The organism is Photorhabdus heterorhabditis, from assembly GCF_018448905.1.
Taxonomy (GTDB): Bacteria; Pseudomonadota; Gammaproteobacteria; order Enterobacterales; family Enterobacteriaceae; genus Photorhabdus; species Photorhabdus heterorhabditis.
In genome coordinates this window covers 1-17,114 of record NZ_RCWA01000060.1, presented here as the reverse complement: position 1 = coordinate 17,114, position 17,114 = coordinate 1, and the positions used below count along the sequence as shown (strand labels likewise).

13 protein-coding genes and 1 pseudogene are annotated in these 17,114 nt (G+C 43.4%); 2 read left to right on the top strand and 12 right to left on the bottom strand.

Going from position 1 to position 17,114, the window contains the following annotated elements; genetic code table 11:
- Positions 1 to 554 precede the first annotated feature (554 nt).
- On the top strand, positions 555 to 1,427 hold the full coding sequence (locus EAE89_RS21455) for a hypothetical protein (protein WP_054477392.1): 873 nt from the start codon (positions 555 to 557) through the stop codon (positions 1,425 to 1,427).
- 67 nt (positions 1,428 to 1,494) lie between these two features.
- Here EAE89_RS21455 and carB read toward each other — a convergent pair whose 3' ends face one another.
- From carB to ribF, 8 genes are all read right to left on the bottom strand, one after another.
- On the bottom strand, positions 1,495 to 4,719 hold the full coding sequence (carB, locus tag EAE89_RS21450; RefSeq protein ID WP_214086539.1) for a carbamoyl-phosphate synthase large subunit: 3,225 nt from the start codon (positions 4,717 to 4,719) through the stop codon (positions 1,495 to 1,497).
- Positions 4,720 to 4,734: 15 nt separating this feature from the next.
- Complete coding sequence (gene carA / locus EAE89_RS21445; protein ID WP_054477389.1) at positions 4,735 to 5,898, bottom strand: glutamine-hydrolyzing carbamoyl-phosphate synthase small subunit; 1,164 nt, start codon at positions 5,896 to 5,898, stop codon at positions 4,735 to 4,737.
- A 434-nt stretch (positions 5,899 to 6,332) separates the two neighbouring features.
- Positions 6,333 to 7,154 carry a 4-hydroxy-tetrahydrodipicolinate reductase gene (gene dapB, locus EAE89_RS21440; protein ID WP_214086538.1) on the bottom strand — a complete coding sequence of 274 codons (822 nt, stop codon included), beginning with the start codon at positions 7,152 to 7,154 and terminating at the stop codon, positions 6,333 to 6,335.
- A 116-nt stretch (positions 7,155 to 7,270) separates the two neighbouring features.
- Positions 7,271 to 8,224 carry a 4-hydroxy-3-methylbut-2-enyl diphosphate reductase gene (gene ispH / locus EAE89_RS21435; protein ID WP_054477383.1) on the bottom strand — a complete coding sequence of 318 codons (954 nt, stop codon included), beginning with the start codon at positions 8,222 to 8,224 and terminating at the stop codon, positions 7,271 to 7,273.
- Positions 8,205 to 8,675 carry an FKBP-type peptidyl-prolyl cis-trans isomerase gene (fkpB, locus tag EAE89_RS21430; RefSeq protein ID WP_054477382.1) on the bottom strand — a complete coding sequence of 157 codons (471 nt, stop codon included), beginning with the start codon at positions 8,673 to 8,675 and terminating at the stop codon, positions 8,205 to 8,207. Before fkpB ends, ispH begins: the two co-directional genes overlap by 20 nt.
- Positions 8,676 to 8,856: 181 nt before the next feature.
- Positions 8,857 to 9,360 carry a signal peptidase II gene (gene lspA / locus EAE89_RS21425; RefSeq protein WP_054477381.1) on the bottom strand — a complete coding sequence of 168 codons (504 nt, stop codon included), beginning with the start codon at positions 9,358 to 9,360 and terminating at the stop codon, positions 8,857 to 8,859.
- Positions 9,360 to 12,173: an isoleucine--tRNA ligase gene (ileS, locus tag EAE89_RS21420; RefSeq protein ID WP_054477380.1), complete on the bottom strand. Its 2,814-nt coding sequence runs from the start codon at positions 12,171 to 12,173 to the stop codon at positions 9,360 to 9,362. Before ileS ends, lspA begins: the two co-directional genes overlap by 1 nt.
- A 24-nt stretch (positions 12,174 to 12,197) precedes the next feature.
- Positions 12,198 to 13,142, bottom strand: coding sequence for a bifunctional riboflavin kinase/FAD synthetase (gene ribF, locus EAE89_RS21415; protein ID WP_054477377.1), 945 nt, complete (start codon positions 13,140 to 13,142; stop codon positions 12,198 to 12,200).
- A gap of 349 nt (positions 13,143 to 13,491) precedes the next feature.
- Here ribF and rpsT point away from each other — a divergent pair, with 349 nt between their 5' ends.
- Positions 13,492 to 13,755 carry a 30S ribosomal protein S20 gene (gene rpsT, locus EAE89_RS21410; protein WP_054477376.1) on the top strand — a complete coding sequence of 88 codons (264 nt, stop codon included), beginning with the start codon at positions 13,492 to 13,494 and terminating at the stop codon, positions 13,753 to 13,755.
- A gap of 157 nt (positions 13,756 to 13,912) precedes the next feature.
- Here rpsT and nhaR read toward each other — a convergent pair whose 3' ends face one another.
- The 4 genes and pseudogenes from nhaR to EAE89_RS21390 all read right to left on the bottom strand — a co-directional run.
- Positions 13,913 to 14,827 (bottom strand): transcriptional activator NhaR, encoded by a 915-nt coding sequence (gene nhaR, locus EAE89_RS21405; protein ID WP_054477374.1) that lies wholly within the window; start codon positions 14,825 to 14,827, stop codon positions 13,913 to 13,915.
- Between the two features lie 222 nt (positions 14,828 to 15,049).
- A complete protein-coding gene (gene nhaA / locus EAE89_RS21400) occupies positions 15,050 to 16,216 on the bottom strand; it encodes a Na+/H+ antiporter NhaA (protein WP_054477372.1) in 1,167 nt (388 codons plus the stop codon).
- A 169-nt stretch (positions 16,217 to 16,385) separates the two neighbouring features.
- The gene (locus tag EAE89_RS21395; protein WP_054477370.1) at positions 16,386 to 16,649 is read right to left on the bottom strand and encodes a helix-turn-helix domain-containing protein; all 264 of its coding nucleotides are present in this window, start codon (positions 16,647 to 16,649) and stop codon (positions 16,386 to 16,388) included.
- 351 nt (positions 16,650 to 17,000) lie between these two features.
- A pseudogene (locus tag EAE89_RS21390) lies at positions 17,001 to 17,114 on the bottom strand (IS5/IS1182 family transposase); the annotation flags it as partial.

Below are 17,114 nucleotides of genomic sequence, written 5' to 3'. Positions count from 1 at the left end.
AATCGGGTATCTTTCTGTTTCGGTCAGTTGTATATAGGTCATTGTGCATTTTCCTGTGGCGGGAAAGATGCCTACTATAGCAACTGACCGCCCTTCTGAAAAATTGCACTTATTAGTCGAATCCGCCACTTTTTGTTATTTTCTCTCGGTTAATTTTCTTAATAAGGATAATCTTGTTAAAGGTTTTAATATCATTTTATCTCTTGTTATTGGGTTAACACGGTCATTTTGGTCACCGCATTAATCAACTTAATACTCATTTTTCCTGACGTTTTCTCTTCTAATATTAATCATTAATGAAACAATACTCCCATCCTTATCGCGATTTAACGGCATTTAATATAATAGATTCCCCATTATCAGAATTAAAAAACTGATCTCTGATCACATTTAATACTATCCATCTTTTCCTTAGAAAGGGGAATTCCGCCGACACAAGACGCGAATTTTGTTTGGGTGCATAACGACTTTTTGATCTTTTCTGCGTAAAGGGATCTTAGTTTTCTTTATGATTATGAAATAATACAGTTACTCACCAAGCAAAAGGAATTAACATGAACTTTTTCAATACCTCATCTCTGTTTGCATCTGTAACTGCTGCGCTTTTGCTAACTGGCTGCGCCACAAATGTGGGCAAAACTCCCGAAACAGCTCAGTACAGTAAATTCCATGGTATTTACTGGCATAAAAATCCCTCTTACTCAGTTGCGAAAAACGCATACTCACTTGCAGGTGTTGATGTGAATTTTTCAGAAACAGAAGTTAAGCCGGGAAGTGTGGATGAAGCAGGTATTTCAAAGTACCTAATAAACGGCACGATGGGCTATGTAACTGGTGGCCTTAAGGGACTGAGTATTATGACTCTTGCATCCCTGTACTCGAAAGACGAGGCAGAGCGCTTGGTCATGGAACACTTCGTTGTCTTTGTTCCTAACCCAGCGAATCTCCCATTTGATGACGCAAAATTGGTAAAAGACGGGGCGCGATACGCCTTTACCTTCGTAAAAGACAGTGGCGCTAAACGTGGTTTTGTACTGGATAAACAACTGAAAGCCATTGATGAATGCCAGATTAGCACGTCATTAATGGCGAAATTCGACAGTTGCGTATTGGCTTCAACGCCATCAAAGGATACTGCGTTTGGTGACCGGATATTTGATTATCAGGCAATTCGTCCCGCAATCGGACAGGAACTGTCCCAGCTTAATTTACCTAAAGGTAGCTATTCTCTCATCCGTTATACTCTGATCCCGACAACAATGGATGAAAGTTCTAAGGGCTTCAATGGCTTTATTTTGCGTCCTGATAACCCGAAAACTTCACCTCGCATGCCGAGTGTATCTATCAATGGACAAGATTATTATTTGTTCTCAGGTAAAACGGGGAATAAAGGATTTCCGGAAAAAACATTAGTGGGCACATGGTGATGTAAGAACGAGTAAAATAAGGTGCGCTTAACAAAGCGCACCTAACTTCAGTTAATCAAAATACGAGCTATCTATTAAGCTCCGCATGCATTTCCTGTACAGAGGTGACTTGCTCTGTCGGATCTTCACTCAGTGCCATTGCGGTCGCAAACCCCCCATTCAATGTGGTGTCATAATGCACTTTATATTGCAATGCACTACGACGAATAAGTTTGGAATCCTCAATCGCCTGACGACCTGCGGTCGTGTTCACAATATAGGTATACTCACCATTTTTAATTCTATCCTGAATATGCGGGCGTCCTTCGTGAACTTTATTCACCAGACGAGGATTGATACCTGCTTCACCCAGAACAATCGCAGTACCGTGAGTCGCATCCAGTTCAAAACCCTGTTTCAACAATTTAGCGGCCAAATCCACAACCCGACCTTTATCACCTTCACGCACTGACAGAAGTGCTCTACCACTTTGCTGCATTCTGGAATTACACCCCAACAATGCTTTTGAGAAAGCTTCCGCAAAAGTACGACCAACGCCCATGACTTCTCCAGTTGACCGCATTTCAGGGCCAAGAATAGGATCTACACCTGGGAATTTGTTGAAAGGCAATACAACTTCTTTCACTGAATAGTACGGCGGAATAATTTCCTCAGTTGCGCCCTGTTCAGCCAGAGACTGACCAACCATCACACGAGCAGCAACTTTCGCTAGTGGTAAACCTGTCGCTTTAGATACAAACGGTACAGTACGAGCAGCACGAGGGTTAACTTCAATCAGATAAACTTCGTCCTTCTTAACTGCAAACTGGACATTCATCAAGCCACGGACACCCAACTCAAACGCCAGTCTTTCTACCTGTTGACGCATGACATCCTGAATTTCCTGACTCAATGTATAGGCGGGCAGTGAGCAAGCTGAGTCACCAGAGTGAACACCGGCTTGCTCAATATGTTCCATAATGCCACCAATCAGCACACGCTCACCATCACAGATAGCGTCAACATCCACTTCCACAGCATCATCTAAGAAACGATCAAGCAGTACCGGAGCATCATTGGACACACTTACCGCAGTCTGGAAGTAACGGCGCAGGTCAGCTTCATCATATACGATTTCCATTGCACGGCCCCCCAGAACATAAGATGGACGAACCACCAATGGGTAACCCAGAGCATTTCCCTTCTCGACGGCCCGTTCAATCGTCGTCACTGTGGCATTTTCAGGTTGTTTCAGACCAAGGCGATTTACTGCCTGTTGAAAACGTTCACGATCTTCAGCACGGTCAATCGCATCCGGGCTGGTACCAATAATTGGAACACCCGCTATCTCCAATTCACGAGCCAGTTTCAGCGGAGTCTGCCCACCATACTGGACAATCACGCCTTTTGGTTCTTCAACGCGCACAATTTCAAGCACATCTTCCAACGTCACGGGTTCAAAATAGAGACGATCTGAAGTATCGTAATCCGTTGAAACTGTTTCCGGGTTACAGTTCACCATGATGGTTTCATAACCATCTTCACGCAGTGCCAGTGATGCATGGACACAACAGTAGTCGAATTCGATCCCTTGTCCGATACGGTTAGGACCACCGCCCAATACCATTATTTTTGGCTTGTCGCTATTCGGATTAGCTTCACACTCATCTTCATAAGTGGAATACATGTATGCGGTATCGGTCGCAAATTCTGCCGCACAGGTATCAACGCGTTTGTAAACCGGATACAAATTATACTTATGGCGCAGTTTGCGGATCTCTTTTTCAGCCACACCAACCAATGTCGCCAGACGCGCATCAGCAAAACCTTTGCGTTTCAGATGACGCAAGAAGTCAGCGGTTAGACTGTTAATCCCCTGCTCTGCCACTTGCTCTTCCAACCGCACCAACTCTTCAATCTGCACCAAGAACCAGCGGTCGATGTCCGTCAAATTAAAAACACCATCAATGGACATGCCTGCACGGAAAGCATCAGCGATATACCAGATACGCTCACCACCAGCATCTTTCAATTCGCTGCGAATTTTGGTTAATGCTTCCGGGTCATCCAGATCGACTTTCGGGTCAAAGCCAGTTGCACCGACTTCTAAACCACGTAATGCTTTTTGCAGAGATTCCTGCTGAGTGCGGCCAATCGCCATCACTTCACCCACAGATTTCATTTGGGTTGTCAGACGATCATTAGAACCGGCAAATTTCTCGAAATTGAATCGAGGAATTTTGGTCACCACGTAGTCGATAGAAGGTTCAAAGGAAGCCGGCGTGCGCCCCCCCGTGATATCATTCATCAGCTCATCAAGGGTATAACCCACCGCCAGTTTAGCGGCGATTTTCGCAATCGGGAAACCGGTCGCTTTTGAAGCCAGCGCAGAAGAACGGGAAACGCGCGGGTTCATTTCGATAATAACCAAACGACCATTTTTCGGGTTTACCGCAAACTGAACGTTAGATCCCCCAGTTTCCACACCAATTTCACGCAGTACCGCCATCGAAGCGTTACGCATGATTTGGTATTCTTTATCTGTCAGCGTTTGCGCTGGCGCGACAGTAATGGAATCACCCGTGTGAATCCCCATAGCATCGAAGTTTTCAATAGAACAGACGATGATGCAGTTATCATTTTTATCCCGCACCACTTCCATTTCATATTCTTTCCAACCAATCAGAGATTCATCAATTAATAGCTCTTTAGTTGGCGAAAGATCTAGACCACGCTCACAAATTTCTTCAAATTCTTCGCGGTTATAGGCAATACCGCCACCACTTCCCCCCATAGTAAAGGAAGGACGGATAATACAAGGAAAACCGACTTCTTCGGCAACTGCCAGCGCTTCTTCCATTGAATGTGCGATACCAGAACGCGGCGTCTCCAAGCCAATCTTTTTCATTGCTATATCGAAACGACGACGATCTTCTGCTTTATCAATCGCATCTGCAGTAGCGCCAATCATAGTAACGCCAAACTCTTTCAGAACGCCTTGGTATTCCAGTTCCAACGCACAGTTCAGCGCTGTTTGTCCGCCCATTGTTGGCAGGATCGCATCAGGGCGCTCTTTTTCAATGATTTTACGTACCACTTCCCAGTGAATTGGCTCGATATAAGTAGCATCCGCCATTTCCGGATCAGTCATAATCGTGGCAGGATTTGAGTTCACCAGAATGACACGATAACCTTCTTCCCGTAACGCTTTACAAGCCTGTGCACCTGAATAGTCGAACTCACAAGCTTGGCCGATAACAATTGGGCCAGCACCCAAGATCAGGATGCTTTCAATATCCGTACGTTTTGCCATTTTATTTGCTCCTGATTACTTGGCGTTATGACGACGATTTTGCTGGCAATACTGTTCAATCAGTTTGATAAAGTGATCAAACAATGGTGCCGTTTCATGTGGTCCAGGGCTGGCTTCTGGATGCCCCTGAAAACTGAATGCAGGTTTATCTGTTCGATGAATTCCTTGCAAAGTGCCATCAAACAGAGATTTATGGGTAACCCGCAGATTTGTCGGCAATGATTTTTCATCTACAGCAAAACCGTGGTTCTGTGCAGTAATCATCACAACATTACGATCAAGATCTTTTACCGGATGGTTGCCACCGTGATGACCAAATTTCATTTTCATTGTTTCAGCACCACTGGCCAGTGCTAGTAGTTGGTGTCCAAGGCAAATACCAAAGATCGGAATATCTGTCTCAAGGAGAGTTTTGACCGCTTCAATTGCGTAGCTACAAGGTGCCGGGTCACCCGGTCCATTGGACAGGAAAATACCATCTGGATTAAGTTTCAGTACCTCTTCAGCTGGTGTTTGAGCGGGAACAACGGTCAGACGGCAGCCACGATCCACCAGCATCCGCAAAATATTGCGTTTTGCGCCAAAGTCATAAGCAACAACATGATAAGGCAGCTCCTGTTCCTGCTTCTCCTCTGGTAATCCGTCTGCCAGAGTCCAACTTCCCTGTAACCACGGGTAAGCCTGTTCAGTTGTCACTTCTTTTGCCAAATCCATTCCTTGCAGTCCCGGAAATATTTTGGCCTTTTCCAACGCAACCTCAGCATCAATCTGCTTACCTGCTATAATACAACCATTCAGTGAACCTTTTTCTCTTAACAAACGAGTCAGTTTACGCGTGTCGATATCTGCTATCGCCACAATATTATGGCGTTTAAGGTAATCAGAAAGGGTTTCTTCACAGCGGAAGTTACTGGTTAACAATGGTAGATCACGAATCACCAGCCCTTGAGCCTGTACTTTTAGTGATTCTTTATCAACTGAGTTAACACCGACATTACCAATGTGGGGATAAGTAAGAGTGACAATTTGGTGGGAATAGGAAGGGTCTGTGAGAATTTCTTGATATCCGGTCATTGAGGTATTGAAAACCACTTCCCCCACTGCCGCCCCTTCTGCACCTATGGCGCGACCATGGAATTGGGTTCCGTCTTCCAGAACCAATATAGCTGACTTAATCAAAACACCCTCCAAAGAATAATTATTCGCAATTAGCGCATATTAATTCAGATTTACTCCTCAAAATCAATGCCAAAGCTGCTTTTTAAGCAAAATTTTGGCAAATTGCGCGCATTCTAATGATGAGAGGGGTGGTTGTCTACAAAAAATGTTACTTTTCTTATTTTTTTGCACACTTCACTAGAAAAACTAATAAAATAAGACTAAAAATAGAAGTAAAGTTAGTTGATAAAACGGTTACTATCATAGAAGATTTAATTTTCAAATAAAAATTTATAAATCATCATAAAAAGGAGAAAAAAGAAGAAAACAAAGGGTAAAAACAAGGCATAAGTGAATAAAATAAACAAAAAATCAATACAATCAAACAAAACAACAAAAAATCGCATAATTTAAAAATTAATCATGCGATATCAAATAGTTAAAAAATAGTATTTTTAAAGTGAATCGAGATTTAAAACATCCTTCATATCAAAAAGACCATTATTTTTACCATTTAGCCACAATGCTGCCTTTACTGCTCCATTTGCAAACGTCGTCCTACTCGAAGCCTTGTGAGTTATCTCTACTCTCTCACCAATATCTGCAAACATAGCGGTATGTTCACCAACCATATCTCCGGCACGGATAGTAGAAAAACCGATACTTTTCGGATCACGTTCACCAGTATAACCTTCACGGGCATATACAGCACATTCTTTGAGATCGCGCCCTAAAGCATGGGCAATAGATTCTCCCATCGCCAACGCGGTGCCTGATGGTGCATCTACTTTGTGACGGTGATGAGCTTCGATAATTTCGATATCAGTATATTCACCCATCACTTTCGCCGCTTTTTCCAATAGCTTAAGCACCAGATTTACACCAACACTGAAATTTGCTGCAAATACAATCGGGATATCAGCCGAAGCATCTTTAATCGTCTGCTTAGCTTCGTCATCAAAGCCCGTTGTACCAATAACTATCGCTTTACCATGCTGACGACAGATTTCAAGGTGTGCAAGGGTTCCTTCCGGGCGAGTAAAATCAATAAGAACATCAAAATTATCAACAACATCTTTCAGGTCATCACACACAGTAACACCTGTATGACCAATACCCACCAATTCTCCAGCATCCGCACCAATCAAAGAAGAACCAGAACGTTCCAGAGCTGCACCAAGAACTACCCCACTCAACTTATGGACAGCCTGAATTAACTGACGTCCCATACGTCCACCAGCGCCAACAATAGCAACACGAATATCTGTATCAGTCATAATCCCTCACTATGAATAGCCTTTTTCCTGATTTAACACAGGCGCTCAATCAGATGAATGAATGTATTAAGTAAAATGTTTACACGCGGCCTTACTCTTATCTGTCGCCAGATGACTTAACTAATCTCTTTAACTTCGACACGCAGCTCTTTCGGCACTTCAAAAACAATATTTTCTTCCCTGCCATGTAATTCCTCAACCGAATCAGCGCCAAGATTTTTCAGGCGATCAATCACTTGCTGAACTAAGATATCCGGCGCGGAAGCACCAGCTGTCACGCCAATCGTAGAAATGCCAGTAATCCATTCTTCTTTTATATCATCAGCAGAATCTATCAAGTAAGCTGGCTTACCCACCCGCTGAGCTAACTCAGCAAGACGATTAGAGTTAGAAGAATTCTTCGAACCTACAACCAAGACAACATCTGCATCAGATGCCAGATCCCGTACTGCTTCCTGACGGTTAGTCGTCGCATAGCAGATATCATCTTTCCGAGGACCCACGATGTTTGGGAATCGTTCATTAAGTGCATCAATCACTTCTGATGTATCATCAACAGATAATGTTGTTTGCGTCATAAAACACAAGTTATCTTCATCTTTGACTTTCAGATTCCATACATCATCAGGAGACTCAACCAGATACATTCCACCTTCAACATTATTGTACTGGCCCATTGTTCCTTCAACTTCTGGATGCCCAGCGTGACCAATCAGAATAGCTTCTTTACCTTTCCGGCTTGCTCTGGCCACTTCCATATGGACTTTCGTCACTAGAGGACAAGTCGCATCGAACAACATTGTCAGATTACGGGAACGCGCTTCAGCACGAATAGCTTGTGAAACTCCATGAGCAGAAAAAATCAGAATTGCATCATCGGGCACTTCTGAAATTTCTTCGATAAAGATAGCCCCCCGCTCGCGCAGGTTATCTACAACATAACGATTATGAACAACCTCATGGCGAACATAAATCGGCGCGCCATATAATTCCAGAGCGCGTTCTACAATACTGATGGCACGGTCAACACCGGCACAAAAGCCTCGGGGATTAGCCAGCAATATCTGCATGGTTTTCCTCCAACTGTGGGTCAATCTCCAGCACTTCAATTTCAAAAGTGATGTTCTGATCTGCCAGCGGATGATTAAAATCAACAGTAACAGATTCTTCTGCCACTTCTTTCACTATGCCTGGCATTTCACTGCCATTCATTGCCGTAAATAACATTATAGTTCCAATTTCAGGAATACCTGTTTCGGCAAAATCACGCGGAGTAAAATATTGGATCAGATCAGGATTTGGTTTACCAAATACAGCTTCACCAGCCAGAGTGAATGTATGTTTATCACCCTCTTTTAGCCCGGTAAGCTGCTGTTCCAAAGACGAAGAAAGCGTTCCATTGCCCAAGCGGAACAATGCAGGTTTGCCCTGATTGTGGGTGGAATCAGCCATAGAGCCATCTTGCAGCTTTAAAGTGAAATGCAGTAAAACCGTACTGTGCTCTTGTACCTGCTTTGACATATTATTCAGAACCTATTATTTGTCATTCTTTGCCATAAAAAGCGAATTTAGCTAGTGCTTTAGAAAAAGCACTAGCTTTTACATTTGAATGCAGCCTAAAACGAATCACCCTTACGCACTATAATGCGCGACTTAGTTTCCGCACACTGCTTAAATCCAAATTATCTACTAAAATAGGCTGTTATCCTGCATTGACCTTTTTTTCATCTTGGCCGAAAAAGCTATCAATAATAACTAATGCAGCCCCGATACATATCGCTATATCAGCAACATTAAAGGTTGGCCAGTGCCAGTCGCCGACATAAAAATCGATAAAATCGATGACAAAACCATGAACCAACCGGTCAAACAGATTACCCAATGCTCCACCAATAATTAGGGCATAAGCGATATTACTCAGTTTCTTCTTCGCACTGGAACGATACATCATTACCGTTAACACAACTGAAATACCAACAGCAATTAATGCAAAGAACCAACGCTGCCAGCCGTCCTTATCTGCGAGGAAACTGAAAGCTGCCCCCAAGTTCTGGGCATAAGTTAGATTAAAATAAGGTATCAGTGGAACGGATTCAAACAGATGAAAATGCTTAAGCACTAACTGTTTACTACTCAGATCCAAAACCAATACCACAACAACTAACCAAAGCCAGCGAAGGCCAGTGGAGCAAATGGGTCTATTCATCAGGCAAACTTACGCTCTTCACCGTTACCGGCAACATTAGTTACACAGCGGCCACAAAGTTCTGCGTGCTCCGCCACCAATCCCACATCTTTAGCGTAATGCCAGCAACGAGGACATTTTTCACCATCCGCTTTACGGAAAGCAATTTTCAGGCTATCGATTTCGCTTTGCTGTGCATCTTCACTAGCTTGCTCATAACCAGCAACAGATGCCTGAGAGGTCAACAGAACGAAACGTAATTCATCCCCCAAACTGTTCAGTTTGTCCGCCAATTCGTTGTTTGCATACAGAGTCACCGCGGCTTCCAATGAGCTACGGATATGTTTGTCTGCACGGGCCTGCTCCAATACTTTATTAACTTCACCGCGAACCGCCAGTAGATCAGCCCAGAAAGTATCATTCATTTGTTCGCCTGCGGCCAGACCAAACAAGCCGTCATACCACTCTTCTGTAAATACATACTGAGCGCGTTTGCCAGGCAGCTCATTCCAAACTTCATCCGCTGTGAAGGAGAGGATAGGCGCCATCCAGCGAACCAGTGCTTCTGCAATATGATACAAAGCCGTTTGGCAACTGCGACGAGCTAAGCTATCGCTTTTAGCTGTGTATTGACGGTCTTTAATAATATCAAGATAGAATGATCCCATTTCCACGGAACAGAATTGCATCAAACGCTGAACAACCGTGTGGAAATCATATTCCTCATAGCATTTAGCAATGTCTGCCTGAGCCGTCTGAGCACGACCTACAGCCCAGCGATCCAGCACAGCCATCTCTTCTGGCTTAACCATATGCTGTTCAGGATCAAAGCCATTCAAATTTGCCAGCAGGAAACGCGCCGTGTTACGAATACGTCGATATGCATCAGCAGAACGTTTGAGGATTTCATCAGATACCGCGATTTCACCCGTGTAATCGGTAGAGGCAACCCATAAACGTAGAATATCCGCCCCTAATTTATCCATCACATCCTGCGGACTGACTGTATTACCGATAGACTTAGACATCTTACGGCCCTGACCATCCACCGTGAAGCCATGTGTCAATACTTGGCGATAAGGCGCGTTGCCTTTCATGGCAGTCGAGATCATCAGAGAAGACATAAACCAGCCACGGTGCTGATCTGAACCTTCAAGATAAATATCCGCCGAGTTACCCTGGAATTCAGAACGGGCGTCAACAACAGACGAATGAGTTGATCCTGAATCGAACCATACATCCAGCGTATCAAAAATTTTGACATAATTAGCGGCGTCATCACCCAACAGTTCTGCGGGGTCCAGATCCCACCACGCCTGAATGCCATCAACTTCAACACGTTTTGCAACTTCTTCCATCAGCTCGATAGTACGCGGATGAAGCTGTTCTGTCTCTTTATGGACAAACAGGGACATAGGCGTGCCCCAAGTACGCTGACGCGAAATACACCAGTCAGGGCGGTTTTCAACCATGGCTTCAATACGGGCTTGACCCCAGCCAGGAATCCACTGGACCCCTTTGATCTCGTTCAGAGATTGTTTGCGCAGACCATTTTGATCCATGCTGACAAACCACTGCGGCGTGGCACGAAAAATGATAGGTGTCTTGTGACGCCAGCAGCAAGGATAACTGTGCTGTAATTTTTCCAAATGCAACAGTGCATTGTTTTCACGCAGGATATTCAAAACAACATCATTTGCCTTAAAGACAAACATGCCATCTAAAGAAGGATAAGTCCCAGGCAGATAGCAACCATTCGGCCCAACCGGGTTTGCTACTTCCAAACCATATTTCTGACCAAGGACGAAGTCGTCTGGACCATGGCCTGGTGCAGTGTGAACAGCACCGGTACCCGCATCCAATGTAACGTGATCGCCCAAAACAACAGGTGAATCAAAGCCCATAAATGGATGTTTGAAGCGTAACAGTTCCAGCGCAGAACCTGCACAATGACCGAGCACTATCCACGACGTAATCCCGGCACGCTTCATCACACTTTCGACCAAATCAGCAGCCAGAATCAGACACTCATCTTCAATCTGTACTAATTGATAGTCAAATTCAGCATGCAGAGCAATTGCCCGGTTAGCCGGCAATGTCCATGGTGTGGTTGTCCAGATAACCAGAGATACTGGCTGACTCAATGCCTGCACACCAAATTTCTCGCAGACAGCGGCCACATCAACGGCGTTAAAGCGCACATCAATAGACGGAGAAGTTTTGTCGTAATACTCAACTTCTGCTTCAGCCAGTGAAGAACCACACTCAGTACACCAATGAACCGGCTTAGCTCCTTTCAACAGGTGACCATTGGCAATAACACGGCTTAACGCACGAATGATATCGGCTTCGGTCTTAAAGTCCATCGTCAGATATGGACGTTCCCAGTCACCTAATACGCCCAGACGGATAAAATCTTTCTTCTGACCTTCGATCTGCTCTTTGGCATATTTACGGCACTCGGCACGGAATTCAGCGGCGGAAAATTTTTCCCCGGGCTTACCAATAATCTGCTCAACCTTAAGCTCAATAGGTAAACCGTGGCAATCCCAACCGGGAATATATGGGGAGTCATATCCTCCCATCCCTTTGGATTTAATAATAATATCTTTGAGAATTTTATTTACTGAGTGACCAATATGAATACTACCATTCGCATATGGAGGGCCATCATGCAGAATAAATGTTTTTTTACCGGCTTTTGCTTTACGAATTAGCTGATACAACTCATCTTTGTACCAACGCTTTAGCATATCTGGTTCGCGCTTTGCTAAATCTCCGCGCATTGGAAACCCTGTTTCTGGCAAATTCAGGGTATTTTTATAGTCACTCATTCGATTCTCAATTCCAATTTTCCGCTAGATACATGACACAGGTAGCTGTTTGAGAAATTCCCTCGCAGCAACCAAATCATTTGCAATTTGCTGCTTGAGTGCATCAAGAGAAGCAAACCGCTGCTCGTTACGCAGTTTTTTGCGTAACACCACATCAATATGATGCCCATACAGATCCATTTGGGTATCAATCAGATGTACTTCAAGTTGTTGACCCTGACCAGAGACTGTTGGACGTGTACCAATATTAGCAACACCCGGTAAAGGCTTATCTCCCAAACCATAGACTTCAACGACATAAACACCTTGTACGGGAGCTACTAAACGTTTTAATGGTAAATTAGCAGTTGGGAAACCAATCGTGCTCCCCAGCCGTTTACCATGAACGACCCGGCCACAAATGCTGTATGGATGTCCCAATAATGTTTCAGCTAATACCAAATCATCATTTTGCAGTGCCTGACGGATAGCCGTACTGCTGATCCGTAAGCCGCTATCACAAAAACTTTCGCTGTTAGTCACTTCAAAATCATATTTCTCACTCGCCTGCTGTAAAAAGGCAAAGTCACCACTGCGAGATTGGCCAAAACGAAAGTCATCTCCTACAGCCAGGAACTTAACACCCAATTTTTCCACGAGCAACCGTGAAACAAAGGCTTCTGGCATATTTGCTGCAAAACGTCTATCAAATTTCACACATAATAAATAATCCACTCCACACTGGGCGAGATATTTGGCTTTATCCCTCAATCTCGTCAGACGCGCTGGAGCATTACCCTTGGCAAAAACTTCTAGGGGTTGTGGCTCAAAAATCATGACCATTACCGGTAATCCCAGACGCTGCCCTTCGCGTTTTAAGTGCTTCAATAGTGCTTGGTGGCCTCTATGGACACCATCAAAATTACCAATCGTCAGCACGCAACCATGGTGACGCGCCCGGATATTACGTATACCGCGAATTAGCTCCATAGCTGGCTCAATACCCTGGAAATGACCAAATTATACCTTGTACAAAGCTCAAGGTTAACCCGCCATCATAAGATGGTTTAAATTAATCACCATGATTCATACAACAAAAACGGGCAAGAATCCCGTAAAATATTCATTTTATTTCTTATCTGGACTATTCAATGAGATTTTTATTGTGAAAGACTGTATTCCAGCTAAGTAAGCTGATAAAATCCTGCGCCATCACAACGAAACAAGTGCCGCAGTACAACGGCGCTTATTTGCACAAATCCATTGACAAAAGAAGACCGAACAGGCATATTCCTCGGCCTTTAATTGTCCTCGATAGAATATATTTGGGAGTTGGACCTTGGCTAATATCAAATCAGCTAAGAAACGCGCTATACAGTCTGAGAAACGTCGTCAGCACAATGCTAGCCGCCGTTCTATGGTGCGTACCTTCATCAAGAAGGTAGATGCTGCTATCGCTACTGGTGATAAAGAAGCTGCACAGAAAGCATTCAATGACATGCAACCTATTGTCGATCGTCACGCTTGTAAAGGTCTGATCCACAAAAATAAAGCAGCACGTCATAAATCTAATCTGACAGCTCGAATCAACGCAATGCAATAATTTGCGTTTATTTGAAGCGCTAAAAAACCGGCCTTTGCCGGTTTTTTCGTATTTACAATCATCTATACCCAATAGATTTCAATTTGCAGCGCGGCGGTAAGCGAAAGCAGCCAACAAAGCAGCCACTTGAAATATGAAGGATATAATCAGTTATTCTTTAAGTGCGCTTCTTAGGTGGCACATTAAACAAAGCAGAAAAATCTTTATTACATACCCTTTGAACAGCCGGATGTTGAATCATGCGTTCAGCAAAAATCACATAATACTCTTCCTGTACTGCATCCAACCGACCAATTTCAGCAATGTCATTGTCAGCAAAAATATCATTGGTATACAAAGACGGCGCAACGAAAATCGCATTATGGTACATACCAAACGCCTTCATTAATGCGGCATCATCAAACTCCCCTAAAACTTCAACCTGAAGATTTTTATTCCGAATCCAAGTCAACAATTTACGCCCCAACATAGAGCGACGTCCAGGAACCAGCAAACGGCGTTCTTCCAAACATTCAGGAAAAGGCTTTTCCGGGATCGGCTGCCGACAGAAGAAGCTAATGCTACATTCACCCAGTTTTACTGAGAACAATCCTTCCTGCTGGGAAGAATCCACCGGGCAATCAGACAATATCATATCGAGTTTGTGCTGGCTAAGTTGTTCAAGTAACAATTCATGAGTTGATTCAAAACAACGTAAATGAATCTGCTCATGTTCCACAACCGCAGTTTTTAATACCTGGCTAACCAAACGTTTAGACAGTGCATCCGCAACACCAACATCAAATAAAAGGTTAGATTCACGGCTGTAGTTAACAATATCTAACATCTCCTGACTCAGCATAAACATCTTATCTGCATAGCGGAAGATAAGTTGTCCCAGTTCTGATGGCACCAATCCCCTGCCCTGACGTTTGAACAGCTTCCCGCCTAATCGCTCCTCCAGTGCCTTTACCTGTCCTGTGATTGTCTGAGGTGTTAGATAAAGGGCTTCTGCCGCCCCAACCACAGAGCCTTCCTTGCAAACATGCCAGAAATAATAGAGATGATTAAAATTCAGATGTGACACCCGCATACGTTTTTCCTTATGTATCGCTTTCGTCTGGTAGACAACGCCAGCCATACATTACTAATTCACCGTCTCCCGGCGATTTTCTGTTTTTTCACTACATAAAAATCCGCGATACAATTTTAGTTATTGTACCGCGAGTACAAAAATGATGAGTCAGTTCGGAATTTTCTCTAAAAACGTAGAACTTCATTCGGTTAAATTAATGAATTTATCACCACTCTGCCATCACTTTTTCTTTGGTAAGACCATCCGTAATAAGCCATACCCCATCATAGCCGCTATTGTTGAACCCATCAGAATCCCCAAGCGGGAATAGGTACTGAAAGATTTATCTGCGTCTTCGAAAGCCAATCCTGAAATGAAGATAGACATCGTAAAACCAATGCCACAAAGAACGGAAACAGCAAATATCTGTTTAAGATTAATCTCTTGTGGCAGCTTAGCAAATCCTATCTTGATGGAAATATAGCTGAAAAGAAAAATTCCCAATGGCTTACCAAGAAACAAAGCTATGGCAATACCCAACGGTAACATATCGATTAAACCATCCAGAGTCACTCCACTGAGGATAACTCCTGCATTAGTAAATGCAAATAACGGCAAAATAAGATACGCCACCCAAGGATGCAATCCATGCTCAAGTGATTCAGATGGTGAATGACCATTCTGACAGCGCAAAGGAATAAGAAAACCAACGATGACTCCGGCCAAAGTTGCATGAATACCGGATTTCAGGATGCAGACCCAAAGGATCAAGCCAATAACCAGATAAGCCGATGTTTTTTCAACACCACGCCAATTCATCCACATCAGCACAGCCATCATCACAGCTGACAATCCAAGTGCCACTAGGGAAACCGTTTTGGTGTAAAACAGAGCGATGATCACGATAACACCCAGATCATCAATAATCGCTAATGCCAGTAGGAAAACCTTGAGTTCAGTTGGTACTCGCTTAGACAGCAGCGCCATTACACCAAGAGCAAAAGCAATATCTGTTGCAGCAGGAATAGCCCATCCTTGACGGTTAAACTCATCACTACCATTAAATAATAGATATATCAGTGCCGGAGCGACCATACCACCAATAGCAGCTATGACTGGAAATACAGCTTTATCACGTCCAGCTAAAGAACCTTCCAATAGTTCACGCTTAACTTCTAGACCAACAATTAAAAAGAAAACGGCCATTAAGCCATCATTAACCCACAATAATAAGGGCTTATTGATCTCCAGTGCAGAGAATTGTATAACCACTGGAATATTAAGAAATTGCTGATAAATACCTTGTAATGGCGAGTTTGCCATTATCAACGCAATAATGGCAGCAATGATAAGAAGAAGCCCTCCAGCCGCTTCTAACTTCAGGAATTGACGAATAATTGCTGTCAAGATGATTAGCCTCTGAAATTGATCGGGCTATGGATAGTACCTTAAGTATAATTTCGAAAAAAATCGATTTTATAGCCAAAATGATTCGTTAAAATCGATCTATTGATGATCTACATCTCAATAAAGTGGATTATCAATCAGAGGAAATCGTTAAATGGGGAAACCCTATTTATCTTACATTAGCACCAATTTCCCTCATCTTAGCCAAAATGCGGTTTAAATCATCTTCTGATAATGTTAACTGTGTCGCTATATAAAATAGAATGTGTGGAGAAATAACACGAGGCATTTTCCCACCCGTGTATTTTCTCCATTGATTATTACCGGAAACTCCTGCCAAGTCAGCCATTTGTTCTCCTGTAAAGCCTAATTCCTTTTTAAGCTTAATGAGATCTTCAGTAGTAGGAGGAGAATAATTACCAATCAGTCGCATAGATATTCCAGAAAAACCCCCTTCCGGGGCCAATTAATTAAATGAATTTGAGCAATAGAGTTGTAATGGTAGCTACTGCTCCAATAAGGCTAGAAGCAACAACAATCGGGTACCACATAGCTTCACGATTTATCTTTGCCGTTTCCGCCATTAATTTTGTATTTCAGCGTGGATTTTTTCGAGTTCAGCAGTAGTCATTTCAGTAGTGCTCAGCGTTCTCCCTTTTTAGGGATGCCAGGCTGCGGCCATTCCGCTATCTTTATATATTGCGCAATGAAAATTAGCCCTTTTAGAGCTGATTGTCAATGTAAATTGTTTAATTTCCCACCTTGCAATATTAGGTAGTGTCCCTTAATTATATAATCTCCGGCAAAAGAGTCGAATACAGCCTAATTTCACCATCGACAGATAGTTTCGTGCTGTTTTTTCATAGCGTGTTGCAATACGTCGATTACCTTTCAAAAA